Annotated in this window: 19 protein-coding genes, 1 tRNA gene and 1 pseudogene; 4 read left to right on the top strand and 17 right to left on the bottom strand. The window is 65.8% G+C overall.

Annotation, left to right across the window (positions count from 1 at the left end):
* Positions 1 to 13: 13 nt before the first annotated feature.
* Together VHD82_RS14995 and VHD82_RS14990 are read right to left on the bottom strand one after the other, a co-directional pair.
* Entirely contained in the window at positions 14 to 1186 is a 1173-nt protein-coding gene (locus VHD82_RS14995; protein ID WP_325703324.1) for a branched-chain amino acid ABC transporter substrate-binding protein, read from the bottom strand.
* A gap of 268 nt (positions 1187 to 1454) precedes the next feature.
* Entirely contained in the window at positions 1455 to 2072 is a 618-nt protein-coding gene (locus VHD82_RS14990; RefSeq protein WP_325702998.1) for an ANTAR domain-containing response regulator, read from the bottom strand.
* A gap of 195 nt (positions 2073 to 2267) precedes the next feature.
* Between VHD82_RS14990 and VHD82_RS14985 the strand changes: the two genes are divergently transcribed.
* Positions 2268 to 2341: transfer RNA gene (locus VHD82_RS14985), tRNA-Leu, on the top strand.
* Positions 2342 to 2405: 64 nt separating this feature from the next.
* Here VHD82_RS14985 and VHD82_RS14980 read toward each other — a convergent pair.
* From VHD82_RS14980 to VHD82_RS14915, 14 genes and pseudogenes are all read right to left on the bottom strand, one after another.
* Entirely contained in the window at positions 2406 to 3881 is a 1476-nt protein-coding gene (locus VHD82_RS14980; RefSeq protein ID WP_325702995.1) for a tyrosine-type recombinase/integrase, read from the bottom strand.
* Positions 3881 to 4072: a helix-turn-helix domain-containing protein gene (locus VHD82_RS14975; protein WP_325702992.1), complete on the bottom strand. Its 192-nt coding sequence runs from the start codon at positions 4070 to 4072 to the stop codon at positions 3881 to 3883. The genes VHD82_RS14980 and VHD82_RS14975 overlap by 1 nt, the downstream gene beginning before the upstream one ends.
* 216 nt (positions 4073 to 4288) lie before the next feature.
* The gene (locus VHD82_RS14970) at positions 4289 to 5449 is read right to left on the bottom strand and encodes a DUF3631 domain-containing protein (protein WP_325702990.1); all 1161 of its coding nucleotides are present in this window, start codon (positions 5447 to 5449) and stop codon (positions 4289 to 4291) included.
* Positions 5450 to 5604: 155 nt separating this feature from the next.
* Positions 5605 to 5883, bottom strand: a pseudogene (locus VHD82_RS14965) (WhiB family transcriptional regulator); the annotation flags it as partial.
* A gap of 32 nt (positions 5884 to 5915) precedes the next feature.
* On the bottom strand, positions 5916 to 6452 hold the full coding sequence (locus tag VHD82_RS14960; protein ID WP_325702987.1) for a hypothetical protein: 537 nt from the start codon (positions 6450 to 6452) through the stop codon (positions 5916 to 5918).
* Positions 6453 to 6685: 233 nt separating this feature from the next.
* Positions 6686 to 8941, bottom strand: coding sequence for an FtsK/SpoIIIE domain-containing protein (locus VHD82_RS14955; protein ID WP_325702984.1), 2256 nt, complete (start codon positions 8939 to 8941; stop codon positions 6686 to 6688).
* A gap of 53 nt (positions 8942 to 8994) precedes the next feature.
* Positions 8995 to 9912, bottom strand: coding sequence for a hypothetical protein (locus tag VHD82_RS14950; protein WP_325702981.1), 918 nt, complete (start codon positions 9910 to 9912; stop codon positions 8995 to 8997).
* A complete protein-coding gene (locus VHD82_RS14945; protein ID WP_325702978.1) occupies positions 9909 to 10199 on the bottom strand; it encodes a hypothetical protein in 291 nt (96 codons plus the stop codon). The genes VHD82_RS14950 and VHD82_RS14945 overlap by 4 nt, the downstream gene beginning before the upstream one ends.
* Entirely contained in the window at positions 10199 to 10513 is a 315-nt protein-coding gene (locus tag VHD82_RS14940; RefSeq protein WP_325702974.1) for a hypothetical protein, read from the bottom strand. Before VHD82_RS14940 ends, VHD82_RS14945 begins: the two co-directional genes overlap by 1 nt.
* On the bottom strand, positions 10513 to 10755 hold the full coding sequence (locus VHD82_RS14935) for a hypothetical protein (protein WP_325702972.1): 243 nt from the start codon (positions 10753 to 10755) through the stop codon (positions 10513 to 10515). Before VHD82_RS14935 ends, VHD82_RS14940 begins: the two co-directional genes overlap by 1 nt.
* Positions 10752 to 11171 (bottom strand): SsgA family sporulation/cell division regulator, encoded by a 420-nt coding sequence (locus VHD82_RS14930; RefSeq protein ID WP_325702969.1) that lies wholly within the window; start codon positions 11169 to 11171, stop codon positions 10752 to 10754. Before VHD82_RS14930 ends, VHD82_RS14935 begins: the two co-directional genes overlap by 4 nt.
* A complete protein-coding gene (locus VHD82_RS14925) occupies positions 11171 to 11557 on the bottom strand; it encodes a hypothetical protein (RefSeq protein ID WP_325702966.1) in 387 nt (128 codons plus the stop codon). Before VHD82_RS14925 ends, VHD82_RS14930 begins: the two co-directional genes overlap by 1 nt.
* Before the next feature lie 127 nt (positions 11558 to 11684).
* The gene (locus VHD82_RS14920) at positions 11685 to 12149 is read right to left on the bottom strand and encodes a Pycsar system effector family protein (RefSeq protein WP_325702963.1); all 465 of its coding nucleotides are present in this window, start codon (positions 12147 to 12149) and stop codon (positions 11685 to 11687) included.
* Positions 12149 to 12415 carry a hypothetical protein gene (locus tag VHD82_RS14915; protein WP_325702960.1) on the bottom strand — a complete coding sequence of 89 codons (267 nt, stop codon included), beginning with the start codon at positions 12413 to 12415 and terminating at the stop codon, positions 12149 to 12151. The genes VHD82_RS14920 and VHD82_RS14915 overlap by 1 nt, the downstream gene beginning before the upstream one ends.
* A gap of 173 nt (positions 12416 to 12588) precedes the next feature.
* On the opposite strand from VHD82_RS14915, the gene VHD82_RS14910 reads away from it, so the two are divergent.
* Positions 12589 to 12936 (top strand): winged helix-turn-helix domain-containing protein, encoded by a 348-nt coding sequence (locus tag VHD82_RS14910; protein ID WP_325702957.1) that lies wholly within the window; start codon positions 12589 to 12591, stop codon positions 12934 to 12936.
* Positions 12937 to 13058: 122 nt separating this feature from the next.
* Positions 13059 to 14474, top strand: a complete 1416-nt coding sequence (locus VHD82_RS14905; RefSeq protein ID WP_325702954.1) for an XRE family transcriptional regulator — start codon at positions 13059 to 13061, stop codon at positions 14472 to 14474.
* Here VHD82_RS14905 and VHD82_RS14900 read toward each other — a convergent pair.
* On the bottom strand, positions 14434 to 15330 hold the full coding sequence (locus tag VHD82_RS14900; protein WP_325702951.1) for an aminoglycoside phosphotransferase family protein: 897 nt from the start codon (positions 15328 to 15330) through the stop codon (positions 14434 to 14436). The genes VHD82_RS14905 and VHD82_RS14900 overlap by 41 nt on opposite strands.
* Before the next feature lie 430 nt (positions 15331 to 15760).
* On the opposite strand from VHD82_RS14900, the gene VHD82_RS14895 reads away from it, so the two are divergent.
* A complete protein-coding gene (locus VHD82_RS14895) occupies positions 15761 to 17185 on the top strand; it encodes a DUF6119 family protein (RefSeq protein ID WP_325702948.1) in 1425 nt (474 codons plus the stop codon).
* The last annotated feature ends 294 nt before the right edge of the window (positions 17186 to 17479 follow it).

Genomic DNA, 17479 nt, shown 5'->3' with positions numbered 1-17479 from the left:
TCTCGGTCGTTTTTCAGCTGATCTGGCCGTTGTTGACGATCTTGCCGTTCTCCACCCGGTAGCTCCACACCGGCGTGTCGGACAGCTCGCCCTTCGCGTCCCACTTGAAGTGCTTCGTCAGGCCCTGGCCGTCGTAGTTCTTGACGTAGTTCAGCAGCCCGGCCCGGTCCTTGATGCCCGAGTCGATGCCCTTGAGCATGATCGTCGTGACGTCGTAGCCTTCCGGCGAGTACGTGCCGGGGTCGGCACCCTCGACCTGCTTGAAGGCGGCGGTGAAGTCCTTGAAGTTGTCCTCAGGGACACAGGGGCAGGTGAAGTAGGCATTGTTCGCGCCCGCGCCCGCGCCCTTGACGAACTCGGGGTCCTTCACACCGTCCGGGCCGACGAACTTCGCGGTCACGCCCTTGTCGTTGAGCTGCTGGGCGAACGGGCCGGCCTCGGGGTAGTAGCCGGCGTAGAAGATCGCGTCCGGGGATTCGGTCGAGATCTTGTTCACCACGGCGGAGAAGTCGGTCTGCCCGGTCTTCACCTTGTCCGAGCAGGTGGCCTTGGCACCCAGCGCCTGGGTGACCTGGGCGGCGAGCCCGGTGCCGTATTCGGAGTCGTCCTCGATGACGCAGACCTTGCTGGCCTTGAGCGTGTCGGTGAGGAACTTCGCCGCGGCCGGACCCTGCACCGCGTCGTTGCCCATGCCGCGGAAGAAGGTCTTCCAGCCGTTGTTGGCCAGCCCCGGGTTGGTCGCCGACGGCGAGATCGTCACCAGGCCGGCCTGGTTGAACAGGTTGCCCGCGGCCTTGGATTCGCCCGAGAACGGCAGGCCGACGACGCCGATGATGTCGGCCTCGCTGATCACCTGGGTCACGATGCCGGGCGCCTGGTCGGGCTTGCCCTGGGTGTCGAACTGCTTCAGGGTCACCTGGCAGCCCGGGTTGGCCTGGTTGTGCTGCTTCACGGCCAGGTCGGCACCCCGCAGGATGTTCTGGCCCAGTGCGGCACTCGAGCCGTTGATCGTGCCCGCGTATGCCAGCGAAACACCCGAGCAGACGGCCTTGCCGTCACCCGCGGGGTTCGCCGCGTTCGCGGCCTGCGAAGGCGCGGCGGCGGATCCGGTGTTGCTGTTCGACGAGCTTCCCTGATCACGCGCGGAGCACGCGCCCAAGGCGAGCGCTGCCGCGGCCGCCAGCACGATGACTCCGGTGAGCCGTGCTTTTGCCACTCGTTCCTCCCATTGCCCTAAGCCGCTTGGTCAGCGGCCGTGCCCCGTTGTCGTCGGGACCTGACTGGGAGCGAAACGTAGCCGTCTTTATCTCCGTTGCACAGAGTTACGGCCAGTGTTGTATCCACATCGTGACGGTCGTCACCAAGATTTATCGACGTTTAACACCCGGTTGTCCGAACGCAACAACCGGGTGTTAAACAGCCAGTAATGACCGCTCATCCGAGCGGGTTAATCTTTAGCGCTGGCCGATGCTTTCGACCACTGCCTCCGCGACCGCCTTCATGGTGGTGCGCCGGTCCATCGCGGTGCGCTGGATCCAGCGGAAGGCGTCCGGCTCGGACAGTCCCTGCTGGCTCATCAGCAGCCCCTTGGCCCGGTCGATGATCTTGCGGGTCTCCAGCCGGTCGGTCAGCCCGGCGACCTCGGCCTCCAGCGCCTGCAGCTCGCTGAAGCGGCTGATCGCCAGCTCGATGGCCGGCACCAGGTCGCGCTTGTTGAACGGCTTGACGAGGTAGGCCATCGTGCCCGCGTCCCGGGCGCGTTCGACCAGGTCGCGCTGGCTGAAGGCGGTCAGGATGACCACGGGGGCGAGCCGGTCGCCGGTGATCCTGGAGGCCGCCTCGATGCCGTCCAGCTTGGGCATCTTGACGTCCAGAATCACCAGGTCCGGCTTGAGCTCGGCAGCGAGCTTGATGGCTTCTTCGCCGTCGCCTGCCTCGCCAACCACCTGATAGCCCTCTTCGCGCAACATTTCGACGAGGTCAAGGCGGATGAGTGCTTCGTCTTCGGCGACGAGCACCCTACGCTGCGGCTCGGTGGCGACACCGCTTGCCTCGGCAGCCTGTTCGGTCACCGGGGTCCTCCTGCGTGCTCGACGGATTGGGTACAACGCGGCGTGCCGCGAAACCCGAGCCTACCGGGAACGATCCAGTTCGTGAGATGGTGTTCACCACGTGGTGTAAACAGTCCATACGGTGTAAGCAACCGTCACGCAGGGCTACCCCGCTGCTCCCCGAGCCGGACGGTACGCGTAAAGTCTCCCCGCGTCGCCCCCGTAGCCCAACTGGCAGAGGCAACGGATTCAAAACCCGTCCAGTGTGAGTTCGAATCTCACCGGGGGCACGTTCTCTGACCTCCTTGATTCGGCCCCTCACCTGCGAGAACGCGGTGAGGGGCCGATCTTGTTTCATCCGGCCATGTCCGGCTCTGTCCGGCCGTCATCGGGTGTCTGTGGACGCCCCGTGGACGTGGCGTGGCCGCCGGACTGGCCCAGAGCACGCTCGATCCGCTCCCGAGCGCTCGCTTCCTGCCCGGCCAGGATCTTGGCGTAGATCCGGTGTAGGACGTCCACGGAGTGGCCTGCCCACTCGGCTACCTGAGTCGAGGGAACGCCCGCGGCCAACCACGTGGAAACGCACGCGTGCCGCAAGTCATAGGGACGCTTCGCCAACACCGACTTGTATTCCGTTTCAGTCAGAGCCGACTTTCGCGCTCGGTCCCAGACGCGCGAGACCGTCGATTCCGCCAAATCAGCGCCCGTCAGGCTCCGGAACAACCGACCGTCCGCAGCAGTCCCGTACCTCTCCAGGTGCTCATGGAGAAGCGCGGTTAACGGCGGCGGGCACGGCACCGGCCGCACCTCCCCTATCCCCCGTTGCTTGAGCTGCCGCCGGTCGCGCCGAGCGCCGTTGTCGGTCCACGCCGCTCCTGCAATTGGCGCCGCTTGCGACAGAAGCAATTCGCCCCAACCTTCCTCCGGCAAAATGAGGTCGCCGCGCACGAGCATGGCCGCCTCTTCGGGCCGGAGCGCGGCGTAGTACTGCACTGCGAAATACGCCTTGAGGCGCGGGCCCATCGATCGGCGTAGTTGCCCTTCCACTTGCTGTGCCTCGACAGCAAGCAACAAGGTGGACGCCTGCTCCGGGTTGATCACGATCCGCCTGTCGATGGCGAAGTTCTTTTTCGGCGCGGTCCACTTGATGTCGGCAACCCGGTTCTTTTCGAGCAACTTCCGCTCCACAGCGAGCTCCAACGCGTTGTACAGCACCGCACGCTTTCGGGATACCGTCTTGGCCGCGGCCGGTTTCCCGTCCATTTTGAGCGCGAGCTGGTCGAGAACGGCCCGAACCATAGACAGGTCGTCGAGCCGGGAAACCGGGATGGTGTTCTGCTCTAGCCATTTCAGTGCTCGCTGAATCTCGGCGGGCTTGGCAGAGTCGCGACGGCTCTTGTTGAAAGCCCATCCCGTGAGCGCTTTCCGCAAGACCTTGTCGCACGGCTTGCCGCGGTCGGTCGCGAGCATGGCCAGCGTTGCCGTCGCAAGTGCGTCGGCGTTGCCAGACCGCGACTTGGCCGCCGCACGAGTCCACTTGAGATCCACGTAGCTCTGGGCGAACAAGAACCAGTCCTCTTCCCTGACTTCGCGCCCCATTGACACGGGCAGGCCGTCAGATTGGCGGAACGCCTCACCATTCCGCAGAGCAGACAGAAGCTGAGACCGGAACGACTCGGCGAGCCCTTTGGTCGGATAGGTCCGCGACCAGGATTTCCGGCCAACCCGCCACCTGACGTTGTAGGACTTCTTGGCCGACCGGCCGCCTTTCGCTGACTTCGTGATCCTCTCACGCAGGTCCCAGATTCGCACTTCGAAAGTGTTGTCCATCAGGCAGCCTCCTCTTCGCACGAATCGAGCCAGGAATCGAGGTCAGAGCGGCGAATACGGATCTCCCCATTCGGCAATTTGATGCAGCGAGGCGCGCGACCCTTTGCGCGCCATTCGTAGAACGTGGAACGGGCTACTTCGAACTCTTCGCAGAATGCGGCGATGGTGAGGTGTCGACGTGGCGTCGCCATTTGGCGGTGGTCCTTCCGGCGCGGTGGTTCGTGGTGTGTGCGCACGGGTGCATGACGTCTCCTTCGCGGGCGTGGGCGGCTATGTCGCGTAACTTGCGTAACCGGCGTAACTGGCCTGGTCAGGCGGTTACGGATGGTCGGGCGGTTACGGATGTATCCGTAACCGGGGGTTTTGCCGTAACCGGCTGACCTGCGGGGTTACGCCGGTTACGCCCGTTACGCGGTAGAGCCGCCGGGCTCGGTGGGCAGGTAGCGTTTCCAGGCGTCGGCGAGCCCGGTCTCCCCGGTCGCGAGGTAGCCGCGGGTCGTTTTCCCGTCGGCCTTGTAGACGGTCGGCTTGACGCCGTAGCGGTCCAGTTCTTTGGCCAGGCGGCGCGCGTCGAGGGGCTTGCCGAACAGGTCACCCCACGGGGCTTCTTCGTTGGCGTACAAGGCTTCGAGGATGGCGGCGGTGGGCAGGCGGTCGGCGCCGCGGTGGGTGTAGATGGTGTGGAGGTCGGCGAGCAGCCGGATTCCGAGGCTGCCTTTGTGTGGGTCGGCGTGGGCGACGAAGTGCGCGCACGCCGCACGCGCGGTGTCGGGCCAGTGCCCGCCCGCGGCGTCAGCGATCGCGATGAGCGGTTCCCAGATTTCCGCGGACCGGTCGGTCACACCCTCGGGCATCTCGGGTTCGGCGTCGTCGAGCCCGTCGGCGATGCTGCCCACCCACGCGGAAAGCTTGTCGCGCAAGGGTTCTGCGGCGGCTTCCACGTGGCGGGTTTTGAACGGCTCCACCTTCTCGTCCGGCGCACGGCGTCGCATGTGGATAGTGATAGCGCGGGTGGTGATGGTGTCAGGCATGTGCCCCGCGATGCCCGCCAGCGCGACGGGTGCGTAGACGGCGAAGCGCTGCACGTTCATGGCTTTGGCGTCGCCGACGCAGCGGGCGATGGTCGCGGAGCGCTTGTATCCGGCGTTGAGCATGGCGCGGAGATCTTCGTAGTTGCCGCCGTTCTTCGGGTTGAAGATGGCGTCCACTTCGTCGAACAGGATCGTGATCGGGGTGGCGTTGATCATCCGGAACAGTGCCGCTGTCGAGGTGGAGAACGTCATCTCCGGGGAGTGCACGAGGTACTGGGCCACCTCCAGTACCCGCGTCTTCCCGGAGCCGGGTTCGGCGCTGGAGAGGATGAGGCGCGGGGTGACGTAGAAGTGTTCGGCGGCGTGGGTGTGGGCGTACCAGAGCGCGAGTGTCGGCACGCAGTGCTGATCGGGGAAGGCGTTGAAGCGGGACACGAACGCTCCGATCTCGTCGAGGACTTCGGCGCCGTGGGCGGGTGCTGGTCCGGGTGGGTGTGGGCCGGGCACCACCCGCAACGGGCGGGCGGGCTGTGTCATCAGGCGGCCTCCTCGGCATCGCGGACTCGGGCACGGACGCGGACGACGGTGCGCGGGGTGATCTGCAGGGCGCAGGCGATCTCCTGCGCGGTTTTGCCGGCATTGGTGAGCCGGGTGATCTCGACATCGCGCGGGTTGCTGTGCCCGCGCCCGGTTTTGGCCAGGCGGCGCCGTTCGGGGGCGGTGAGCCCACCCCAGATGCCTTCCGGTTCGGCGTGCGCGAGTGCGTAGCCGAGACACTGGGCCCGGACCGGGCAGCGGGCGCACACGCGTTTCGCGGCGGCGTTGTCTTCCCCGATGCCGGGGCCGGGTTCGGGGAAGAAGCTGTCCGGGTCGGTGCCGACGCAGGCGGCGTCCTCGTGCCAGGCGAGATCGGCTTCGGTGAGCCCGAAGTCACCCCACGACGGGCCAGCCGAGCGGCCGCGGGCGAACACGGAAGCGGCGGTGATCTGGCGGCGGCGAACCATCAGGCAGCCACCCCCAGCCCCGGCACGGTGTCCTCAGTGGACAACGCGGCCCGGTAGCGGCGCCACACGTTCTCCGCGGCGGTCATCCCGTCGTCGGCCAGCTCCCGCAGCACGTGCGGGTCGGTGCTGTCGAGGGCCTGCCCGATGCGCACCGTGTGCGCGTAGAGGGCTCGCCGCCACGCGGCTTCGAGCACCACGGTCTTGAGATGCCCGGCCAGGGCGGCGGGTGGGGCGTCGCGGTAGGCGTCGATCAGCCACCCGGACAGCCATTCCCGCCGCTGCTCCCCCGGCGCGCGGCCGGTGCTGACCGCGTGGGCGTAGACGGCGACCGGAGCCGGAGCCACGTCGTCGGCCACGAGTTCGATGACCAGTTGCAGCACCGGGGCGGCGACCGGCCCGGCCAGGTCATCGGCGCGCATCCCGGTCAGCACCGGGCGCGCGGCCGTCGCGGGAAGCTGCATCAGGCAGCCGAGCAGGCCGCGTTCGGGGTCGGTGAGGGTGTCGGTCGGTGTGGTCAGGGCGGTGGCGGTAGCCATCAGCAGAACTCCCAGTGTTCACAGTGCGTGACTGTTTTTGGGTGTAGTCGGGCCTAGCGACGTCCCGGCGGGGGTGTCGCAGCCACGGGTTTTCGGGGGTTTCCAGCGTGTTTGTGCTGGTGGACGCTAGAAGCTAGTTTCCTGATCAGGACCGGTGCGGGACGCTAGCGTGGACGCTAGGTCTAGCGTCGCCGGACGCTAGAGGCGCGCGAGACGCTAGCGCCCCACCCCGGTTACTGTCCGTTGATTGCGGCGAGGACCGCGGCGCGTTCGATGCCGCGCCGGTTCGCCGCCTTGCCCCCATCGGTGCGGCCGTGCACCTGGATCGTCTCGACCCGGAACGGCTTGAGCGCGGAGGCGAGCTGGTTGCCCTTCGCCCGACCGTCCAACGTGGCCCACTCGCCGTACACGTCGGGCCGGAGTTCGGCGAGCCGGTCCACCACGGTCTCGGACCAGATCTTGGCTTCGTCGACACGGATCACGGCGGCAACGTCCTTGATCAGCGAGTACGACGGGCGCCCACCCTCGTCCACAACGGACTGACCGACCGCGTGCCCGGTCAGCGTCCCGTACCCGTCCCGCAACGCGTGGGCCCGGTCCACGATCTTCTCCGCGGCGGGGCCGTCGATGTAGTAGGAGCGCACGATTTGCGGGTCGTCCGTGGCACCTACGAGGTAGCCGATGCCCTTGTCCTTCGCCCCGAACGTGGTGGCACGTATGCCGTTCTTGTAGCTGGACGTGCCGAGCACCATGTCGTTTTCGGTCTGCCCCATCACCCGCAGGCAGAACCGCAGACCGGCGTTCGCACTGACGCCGGGTGGGAGGCTGGCGGCGTCGGGGCGCTGGGTGGCGAGTACGAGGATGATGCCCATGGCCGGGCCCCGCTTGATGATCCCCTCCGCCAGCTTCTTGGCCTCGTCCTTGTACTCGTCGTGGGAAAACAGTTCCTGGCACTCGTCCATCGCGGCGAAGATCGGGTGCAACCCGAGCTTGCGGTTGCGCGAGAGTTGCGGGGTGACCTTGTTTTCCGGGCACAGGGCCCGGTTTTCCTTGGCGATGCGGGTGATGGTCTTCGAGCGGCGTTCCAGTTCCTTGTACAGGCGCCGCAACGAGTTCATGGCGCCTTCCAGGGTGTCGTCGTCGGCGCCGGAGCCGTACTCGTGCGCCACCTTCTCGAACATCCCCAGATCCCCGGTGCCCTTGAGTTCCCACAACACCAGCTCCACCCACGGATCCAGCGCCGCGGCCAGCACGAGGACGCGCAGGGAGAACGTCTTGCCCATACGGGGCATGGCGCCGATGACCATGTTCGCGAACATCAGGTCAATCCCGATCGGGCGGCCGCGCTGGTCGGTCCCGAACGGCACCGCCGCGAACAAGTCGGCCTCGCCTTTCTTGGCCAGCGGCCACACCGCGGGCTTGGCCTTGGACAGGTCGGTGTCCCCGACCCACACCACCAACCGGCCGGAGTGCTCCTCCGACACCGGTTCGGGCCACACACAGCCCAGCGGACGCCGGAGCCCGGAGGCGAGCTTGTCGCGGCGCTCCATCACGTCCGTGGCGGTGACGCCGTGCGGGAGGTCCACCTCGGCGCGCCAGCCGGGCCCGTCGCGGGTGATCGGCGCCGGGAACGTGATCCCCGGCCCCTTCGCGACCGCCTGGTTGATCTGCGAGATCCCCAGCGCCCCCAGGGCCCGCACCACGACATCACTGGTCAGCTTCGGGGCCTTCGAGGTGACCACGGCGCGCCCGAGCATGGGCTTGTCCGCCGGGGTGCCGATCTTGCCCAGCACGCCGACACTGGCGGCGGCGAGCAGCCACAGCAGGGCGGTGCTGTAGCTGGCCAGCACGAACACCCCCGCCGCGGCGACCAGGAGGGCGAGGAAGGCGACCAGGCCGCGCTTGCGGATGCGCTCGGCGCGGACTTCGGCGAGCTTGAAGTACTTGTCGTACTCGTTCGCCGTCACTGCCGCGGCACGCAACGGCTTGCCCTCCGCGTCGTAGATCCAGCGGTGCGTCGCGACGACGACCCGCCACAGGCCGCGCGGGGAACGCAGCAGCAAAATGCCGGCGTACTGCGGGGAACGGATGGCGTGGAAGGCGGTGGTGTGCCCGGCGTAGAACGCCACCCACCGCACCCGGTCCCGAAATTCCGCGCGAGTGCGGGCCCATTCGGGCACCAGCGGCCGGATCTTCGCGTCCTTCGTCGCCTCCCACCACGACTGCTTCGGCGGCGCGGGCGGGTCCACCGGGACGGCGTGGCGGATCTCCTCGGCGTCGTCGGTGTCTTCGTCGTCGACGATCTCGCCGTCGATCACCTCACCGCGGGCGGCGGCGCGCTGTTCCTGAACGGGGATCTCGTCCGGCGTCGAGGCGGAGTCCGGGCGGAGCGTGAACGGGACCACCGTGCCGTTCACCGCCTCGGTTTCCTGGGTGTTCACGGTGTCGGTCTCGTCAGTGTTCATCGGGTTGTGTTCGGGGGTGTTCATGGACTCCTCAAACTCGGGCTGGTCGTCACGGTCGTGATTGGTGGGTGCGGACATCAGGCGGCGGCCTCCTCACGCCGCGCGTCGGCGGCCTCGCGATCAGGGACGGCGGAAACGGACGGTGCCGGGGTGGTTTCCGCGGTCAGGTCGTCGGCCACGTTCTTGCTGGTGCCGCGCGAGATTCCCGGGCAGACCTCCCGCACCCATGCCGGGGTGATCTCGATCCCCGGTGCCCACGCGGTGCGGGCTTCGGCCAGGTAGTCCGCCCGCAACTTCCGCGCGGGCTTCGCCGCGGTCTTCGGCTTGCGCGGCGCCCGGCGCACCGGCTTCGGCGCGGGCTCCGGCACCGAGTCGTGAACGGGTTCCGGGGCCGGTTCGTGAACGGGTGCGTCCGGGGTGTCGGCGCGGACTCCGGTGAACGCCGGGGCCGCGGCGCGGGTGACCGCTTCGGTGAGCCGGTCCCGCAGCACCGGGGCGGTCTCGGCGGCGAGGAACACCAGCACCGGCGGAACCGAGTGCAGCACGATCCCCGCCACGTCCAGGTGCGTCCACGAACGCCACGTGTTCATCACGTAGGTGGCCAGGAACGCGAACCACTTCGTGCGGTGCGGCCACACCCCGGTCTGAACCTGGTACCGGGCGGTGATCTGCTCGGCCCGCAGCACCGCTACGAGCACCAGCGAGACCATCGGGTCCAGCAGCCACGCGGCCAGCCACGGCAGCGACCACAGAGCGGCTCCGGAGGCCGCGAAGGTCTGGACGTTGACCATCGTGAACGCCAACCCCAGGAAGATCCCCACCCACACCAGCGTGTCCACAAAGGACCGCACCTTCTCCACCCGCAGCGCGATCACGTCAGGGTGGTTGGACAGGGCCCGCACGGCCGCGGCCTGCTCGGCGTCCTGACGCAGTTTCTCGGCGGTGGACAGCGGCACGTGCCGCGCATCCTGTGCCATGGCAGGGGTTTCGGTCATCGGGGTTCGCCTCCCTCGGCGTGGATGGTGGCGGCCAGCAGCGCGGCCGCCACGGCGCGGGCGGTGAGCGGGGACAGGAACAGGGCGGCTTCCCCGTACGGGTCGCTGTCCTCCCGGGTGTTCAGCGCCACGGCCGCACTGGTGTAGCGGGTGCGGGTGTTCGAGACCGCGACCAGGCCGGTGATGCGGATCCGGTCACCGAACACCGCGCGGTAAGTCCACTCCGGACCACCAGCCGCGATCCGGTGCGGCACCGGCAGCACCACAGTTTCCACAGGCTGGTTCATCAGTGGTGCCCCCTCGTGGTGGTGACGATCTCGGTAACCGCCAGCAGCCGCGCCACCGCAGCCCCCGCGAACAGGGCGGGCACGATCAGGGCGATAGCCAAGGCTGTTGTGCTGTGCCACCAGGCAATGACGGCCCACTGCACACCGACGATCAGCCCCGCGGTGAGCAGGGTTCGGATGGCATTGCCGGTCATGCGGGTGACCTCACGGACCCCGTGACGGGCCTTGAGAGCCGATTTGCGGCCCGAACGCCACACGGAGAACATGCCGACCAGGGCAAGCCCGGCGAGGACGTAGAGGACGGTGGGAGACATCAGGCCACCTCCCTTCCGTTGTGCCCGTGGGTAAACAGATCGATCTGTTCGGCGGGCTGCCACCCGCCGTCACGCCACACCGCATCGAGCGCGATGCCTTCTTCCTTACGCAGCACCGGTTCCGTCTCCCGCAACCACGTCTGCTGGGCCGTGCGGGTGGCGTCGCGCCACCGTGTCCCGGTCGCGGCCTCGTAGCGGCGGATAGCAAGGGTCTTCAGGTGCGCCGGGGTGGTGGTTTTCACGCGGCACCCCCAAGCAAGGCGAGCTCGCGGTTCCAGTCGATCAGCCCCGATTCGCTGCCCTGCGGCACCAAGCGGCGGGTTTCTGCCAGCACCGCAACGAGTTCCGGCCGGACGAAGGCCAGGTGCGCGGTGCCGGTCGGCGCGGTCAGCACCACCCACACCCGGTCAGCCAGCTCCGAATCCGGGGCCACATAGACATCCCCGTCCCCAACGCCGTACTCCAGGCCCTCAATGAGCAGGTCACGCGACAGGTGCCAGGTCACCAGCCCGGCCGCGGTGGTGAAGTCCAGCACCACCGCGAACGGATCAGTCACGTCGTAGCGCAGGAACACCCGCACCGGCACCAGCACCAGGTCCCCGGCGCGGTCCTGCTCGATCTGCGCTGACACCAGGCGGTTCACGCTGCGGCGCCGCATCACCGCTCACCCCCGGCGCTCTCGTCAAAGGTCAGCGGCTCGTAATCCGGGTAGCGCGGGCGCTGACCGGCCAGGTCCGCAGCAGTGCCGATCATGCGGACCGCGACCGCGCCAAACTCCGCGGCGACGTGGCAGCCCTCCTGCTCATTCCGCACCGTGACCGTGGCGCCATGGGCGCGGGCAGCAGCATGGAACGCTTGCAGCCGGGCCCGCAGGTCCCCGTCAGTGTCGATCAGCGGGGCGATCATGCCGCCCAGCGCGAAGCGCAAGCACTGCGACAGGTGCGGGTTCTGCTCGATCATCGCGGCCAGCGCCCGCAAACCCGCGGCCTGCCGCTCGGCGAGGGTGTCACCGGACTCGTCCGGCGAGGTGTTCGTGCCTACCATGGGGGTCCTTCCCGAGTGGTTTTCTGGCTGGTTGGGGAGTCCCGGCGCGGTGGGCACGTTCTTGGCGGGACAGGCCGCCGTGCCGGGGTCAGTGATCACATATCGGGTCATGTTTCTTCCTCCGTTCTCACCCGAGGACGGACAGGACCAGGGCCACCGCCAGCACGGTGCCGCCGACGATGAGCAGGTTCACCGCGTGCTTTACGCGGGTGTGCTTGGCGACCGCGAGATGCCCGAGAAGGCACACGTCATTCGCCGCCACCTCCGCGGCGTAACTCCCCGCCTCCAGTAACACGCCAGGGCCGTGCAGCGTGGCGTCCAGCCACGACCCCGGCGTCGGGAACTGCGAAAGCTTCGGCCGGATCGTCGCCAACAGCACCAGCACCGCCCCGAAAATCGGCAGAGCCGCCAGCCACAGCGCGGCCAATGCCGGCGCGGGCATCCCGGCCTTGCCCAGCGCGATCACACCGGCCAGAGCCACCCCGACCACCGACAGCAGCGTCGTGGCCTTCGTGTCCGCCCGCCGCAACTCGTCCCGCACCTGCTCGTGCGCCCGCAACACCACCGGCGGCGCGTCCACGAACCCGCCCATCACGCGGCCTCCCCATCCACCAGGTCAGCCACGTCCAGGCGCACCGGCAGCGACCGCAGCACCGCCCGGTCCGACCGGCGACGCGAACGCCCCGCCCGCCCCGGATCCGTGAACCGCGGCACCCGCACCAACGCCAACTGGTCCGCGGCCTCCAACTCCGCATCCAGCCCGTCCAGCAGCGCGTGCACCTCCGCCAGCTCCGCGGCGTCCACAGTTGCCGCCACATGCGCCTGAACAGCAAAAACGTCCTCGTAATCAGCGTCCATGCCATCGAACCGAGCTTCGGCCTGGCGGCGGCTGATGTGTGCGTACCTCATTGGGAAGCCTTTCTCGATTGTTCGCGTGACCAAGATTGACCATAGTCAGCTTTGGTCAGACTGTCGTTAGTCCATCCGCGTGAAGCTTGGTCGGGTTTGGTCAGGTGACTATGCTCAACGGCATGGGAAGCGAGACCACGGGCTTGGCGCCCTACGAACGCGTTGCCTCCGCTATCCGCTCCGCCGTCTTGAGCGGCGAGCTAGCGCCGGGCGCGAAGCTGCCAAGCAACCGGGATCTCGCCCAGCAGCAAGACGTTTCGCTCCCGACGCTTCAGCGCGCCGTCGCTCTCCTCCAGGAAGAGGGTTGGCTCGTGTCGCGCCCTTCGGTGGGCGTGTTCGTCTCGGCCGATCCGCCGAAGGACGCTCCTCCGGTGTCCATTGGGGACCTCCGGCGCGGTCTGGTCGATCTCCGCGCGGCGGTCTCCGCGATCGAAGAACGGCTTGACCGCCTGGAGGCCGCCGATCAGTGAGCCGGTGGTCTGGTCGTCTGTGGTGTTCCGTGCCATGCCTCTATGAAAGCGTCCACTGAGCAGCACAAACAGGGCACACTTGGGGGCACAGTCGAACACTGGGGGCACACTTTGGGGGTGACATGGAGGGCAACGAGCAGCTCGCTGCCCTGATGACCGAGGCCGGATTCCTGCGGGAAGACGGCTCGGTTGGCCTGAAGGTCTTCGCTCGTGCCGTTGGTCGGCAAGCAGGCCGGACTTACACGCACACCTACGTACGGCGCTGGCTGGACGGCACGATCCCGCGCGACGAACCAACTCGTAAGGCGATCACAGCCGCCCTTGCCGACCGGCTTGGACGGACCGTCGAACAGCACGAGGTTGGTTTTGGCGGGCCCCGCAAGGTCTCCCCCGACCTCGGACTTGCCTACCCCGAAGAGCTTTCGGTCGGCGTCACCGTCACAACCGGACTATGGCAAGCGGACCTCGACAGCGTGTCGGCGCTCTTGACCGCGCCGGTCAACGTGGCCGCGTGGAACGAGGCTTCCCTGTCCTGGCTGGTCTCGAACCGTCACGACATGCTGAGCTACGCGGGCAAGCGCACGGTCGGCCCGGCTGACATCGCAGGCATCCGGACCACCACGGAGCTTTTCGACCGACTGGACGGGCAGCATGGCGGCGGACACGCACGGCGCGCGCTTGTCGAGTTCCTGCGGACGGACCTTTCCGTGCTGCTCAACGGCATGTACGCGGAGGACGTGGGGCGTGAGCTGTTCCGCGCTGCCGCTGAGGCCGCCCTACTCGGGGCGTGGATGACCTACGACGCGGGCCTGCATGGGCTTGCACAGCGGTACTTCGTCCAAGCTCTTCGGCTCGCGCAGTCCACAGGGGACCGCCTGTTGGGTGCCAGCATCTTGGACGCCATGAGCCACCAGGCAACGTTCCTGGGCAAGTACCGGGAAGCCGCCAACCTGGCGCGCGCAGCACGGATGGGCACGGAAACCGCAGGCTCGGCCATCGCGTTGGCGCACTACAGCGCGATGGAAGCACGCGCCCTGGCGCGGCTCGGCGACGTTGCGGGGTGCGACCGCGCGATGGCGGCCGCGGTCCGCGACTTCGAACGGGCGAACCTGGAGAGCGATCCGGCCCAGTGGTTCGGTTACTTCAACGAGTCGGAACTTGCCGCCGAGCTTGGCCACTGCAACCGCGACCTTGGGCGGGCGGTGGACGCCAGCACCTACGCCGAGCAGTCCCTCGGGCCGACGCCGAGCGGCTACGTGCGCAGCGACTTCTTCGCCACGATGGTGCTTGCCGACGCGCACTTGGCGCACGGGAACGTTGAGCAGGCGTGCCATGTAGCGCTGAGCGCCCTTCAGATCGGCGAACAGCTCAAGTCGGCCCGGTGCGGCACCTACGTCGCCGAGTTCCAGCAGCGGCTTTCTGGGGTGGGCAAGAGCCCGGTCGTTGCCGACTTCGTCGAGCAGGCCCGGGCCACCACCCTGTGGAAGCCGGAGGACGCTAGAAAGGCGCCCAGTCGCGGCGGTCTCCCCCGTTCTTGATCGCAGCCACCCGCTTGCGCACCTCGGCGGCCGCCCCCTCGTCCGTCCCGGCCTTACGGCTGAGCCAGAGGGTCATGGAGATCTCGCGGTAGTCGGCGAGCACCTTGTAGCCGGGCCAGGTCATGATGTCCCAGCCGTAGACGCGCACGAAGTCGCGATACTCGTCCTCGGTGTGCCACCCGAACCGCTCGTAGAACAGCGCGGTCTGAACCAGGTCCCACTCCCGCGGGCCCACCGCGAAGCTGTCCAGGTCGATCAGCAGCGGGTTTCCGTCGCGGTCGAGGATGACGTTGCCGACGTTCGCGTCCCCGTGAATGGCGCCGGGCTTGAGCACGAACTCCAGCGTGTCGTACCTGGCGCGGAGGTCGTCGATCCGCTCACGCAGGAAGTCCGCGTCGGCCTGGTCCAGGTTGTCGAGGTTGCCGAGCTGGGCGTCCAGCTTGCCGAACGGGTCGTATTCCGGCAGGTCAAGCGATGCCGGCGCGTCGAGCTCGTGTAGGCGTTTGATCAGCTCGGCGACCTGAGCGACTGGCGCGTACTCCTCCCGCTCAGAGGCGGACTCCCACAGCGTCGCTACGTAGCCCTCTGCGACAATCGGCTGCTCCAAGTCCAGCGCACGGGTCGCCGGGTAGTTCTCGCCAGCGAGCCAACGGGCAACCGCTACCTGTTCGCTGGCGTTACCCGCGGCGTCACGCTCTGAGCTGATACGTACGATCACTGGCTTTACTAGGCGGTATACGGCGTTTGAACCGATCCGAACTAGTTCAGCAGCCGCCGGATCGAGTCCGGCACGTTCGCAGATCGCTACCAGGACGCGGTGCGCCATCTCTTCTGTCAAGGCCGACGCCTTGCCCAATTGCTACTCCTTAGACGTGTCCAGGTGGTAGGACGGCGACACTTGCCTGTCCAGCACCCCTTCCGGATCAGCGACGTCCTCGCAAGTCTCCCACGTTCGCCCAACCTTTGAGCAGGCCGCGCCAGGTAGCCGTCGGCTGCGGGAGTCGAGATCACAGACGTCGCCCGGCACGGCTTCGAACTGGCTCGCGGATGACAGTTCAGCAACAGGCAACGCCTTCTCGACGCCGTCGCGTAACAGCGTTCAACGCGCTGCCGACCACCGGAAGTGATCAAAACTGGCTGCCCGTCTACATGTGAACTGGTCCAACCTTATCGCCTTAAAGTAACGAGGCTCCCACTGGAAAGCACGGTCAAAAATGAAGCTTAACATATTCTCGATAATTCCAGAAGAATACCAGGCGCTTCGCCTGAAGTTGAATGCAAGTCGCATGGACATCATCAAGACGGTGGATCAAGACGACTGGCGTGGAGAATTTTTCTACTCTAAAGATCCAACGCCAGGGAACGTTTCCTGGGCCGATGACTATAAGAGCTACTTTCAAGAAGTGGGGATGCCAGCCTCGCTTCATTATTATGCAACGTTTCTTTTTAAACGCGAATCGACCTGCTTTGCATTGAGCTACGGCAAGTCTCATTTTTATTTGCGACGATACTGCGACTTCGACTTCGGAATTGAACTCGCCAAGAGAATCGCGGATGAGAATGACATAAAGCAAACCGCAGCGAAGCGGTTCCAGGGAAAGAAAAAGAAGGACATCAAGAGCTTTGCAACAAACACTCGATTAGATATCGAGAGCGGTGAGTCTGTAGATTACCTGCAAGCGGCAATTATCGAGGATTACAAGAAGACATTCGGAGGCGCTGGCAAGTTTGGATCTTCAGCCCTGCTGTCGCCAGATATATCACCAGCAAACATAGGACCCCTCCTCACCAAACTTGAAAAAATAATGAACCAAGATGCTCGTTTCAAACTTCCGCGCACCACAATCCTGACCGACGAAACGGAGGTCGCGCATTACGACGACATACTCGTACGCGAGCTACAGACACCATTAGGCACGTCCGACTTTGCACACAACAGCTACGACCTGTACGGCGTTGACTTTGTCTTCTCAAACGAGGGATCGTTCGTACTCAAATGCTGGGGGCACCCCGAGCTGGCGCTGGACAACCTGTCGATCAAGGATCTTAAAGACTACATCAAATCCAACAAGATCCACAAAAAAGACATCCTTCGAATCAAGGTTCTACATGAGCAGGATGGACGACCACGTTTCACCGAAGACGTGAAAAATACGTTGGACTACATAGCCGACGAAGAGAGAGTTCTGCTAAGCAATGGCCGTTGGATGCGGTTTAACCAGGACTATCTAGAGTTTCTCAACGAGTACATTTCCGGAATAACAGTCGAAGACACCGAAGAGCAGTTTGTATATATTAATTCGACGGAACCTAACTTCAATAGTTCAGATGCTGTCAAGAATGCAGGTTACGAGGTCGCGGATAAAAACTTCTCAATTCTGAAGACGACTGCGAAAACACCGATCGAAGCGTGGGATCTCCGAAAAGAGAACTGCGTTTACGCCGTCAAGTTCGGAACCGCTCAAAAACTTGGGCCGATATGCGATCAAGCTATCAACGTTCTCGAACTACTCCGAAACCGAGCAGGCGTGCAACAGATACCAAAGTTTGACCGCTACTGCCTTTGGCTTGGGTACAAAGGAAAGAAGCCGCTCGAAAGTATCGCCGACAGTGGCTCAATCATCTTGAAACAGAAGATCGAGACATGGGCCCGGAAGGCCCGAGAACTGGGAATTGAACCGGTCCTCAAGATCAGCTGCAAGAAAGCCTAGCGATGCGGTATGACCTCGCAGTTCACAGCAGGGCGGCTCCCACGCTCCCCTGGAACCCAGACCTCGCGGCCTCCCTGTGGCCCGGCGTACGCCACACGACTCGTCGGCGCAGGTCACTGGACAGATTCCGGAACCGTTCAAAACCCGTCCAGTGTGAGTTCGAATCTCACCGGGGGCACAGCGGTTGACCTCCAGAATCGGCCCCTCACCAGGCGAAACCTGGTTGGGGGCCGTTCTTGCGTAGTCCGGTGGTGTCCGGCCCTCACTGGCGATCTACGGCTGTCTGCGGTCTAT

The sequence above is a fragment of the Amycolatopsis sp. genome (assembly GCF_035546795.1).
Lineage (GTDB): Bacteria > Actinomycetota > Actinomycetes > Mycobacteriales > Pseudonocardiaceae > Amycolatopsis_E.
The sequence above is the reverse complement of the archived record's forward strand: the minus strand, read 5'-3'. Positions and strand labels throughout refer to the sequence as shown.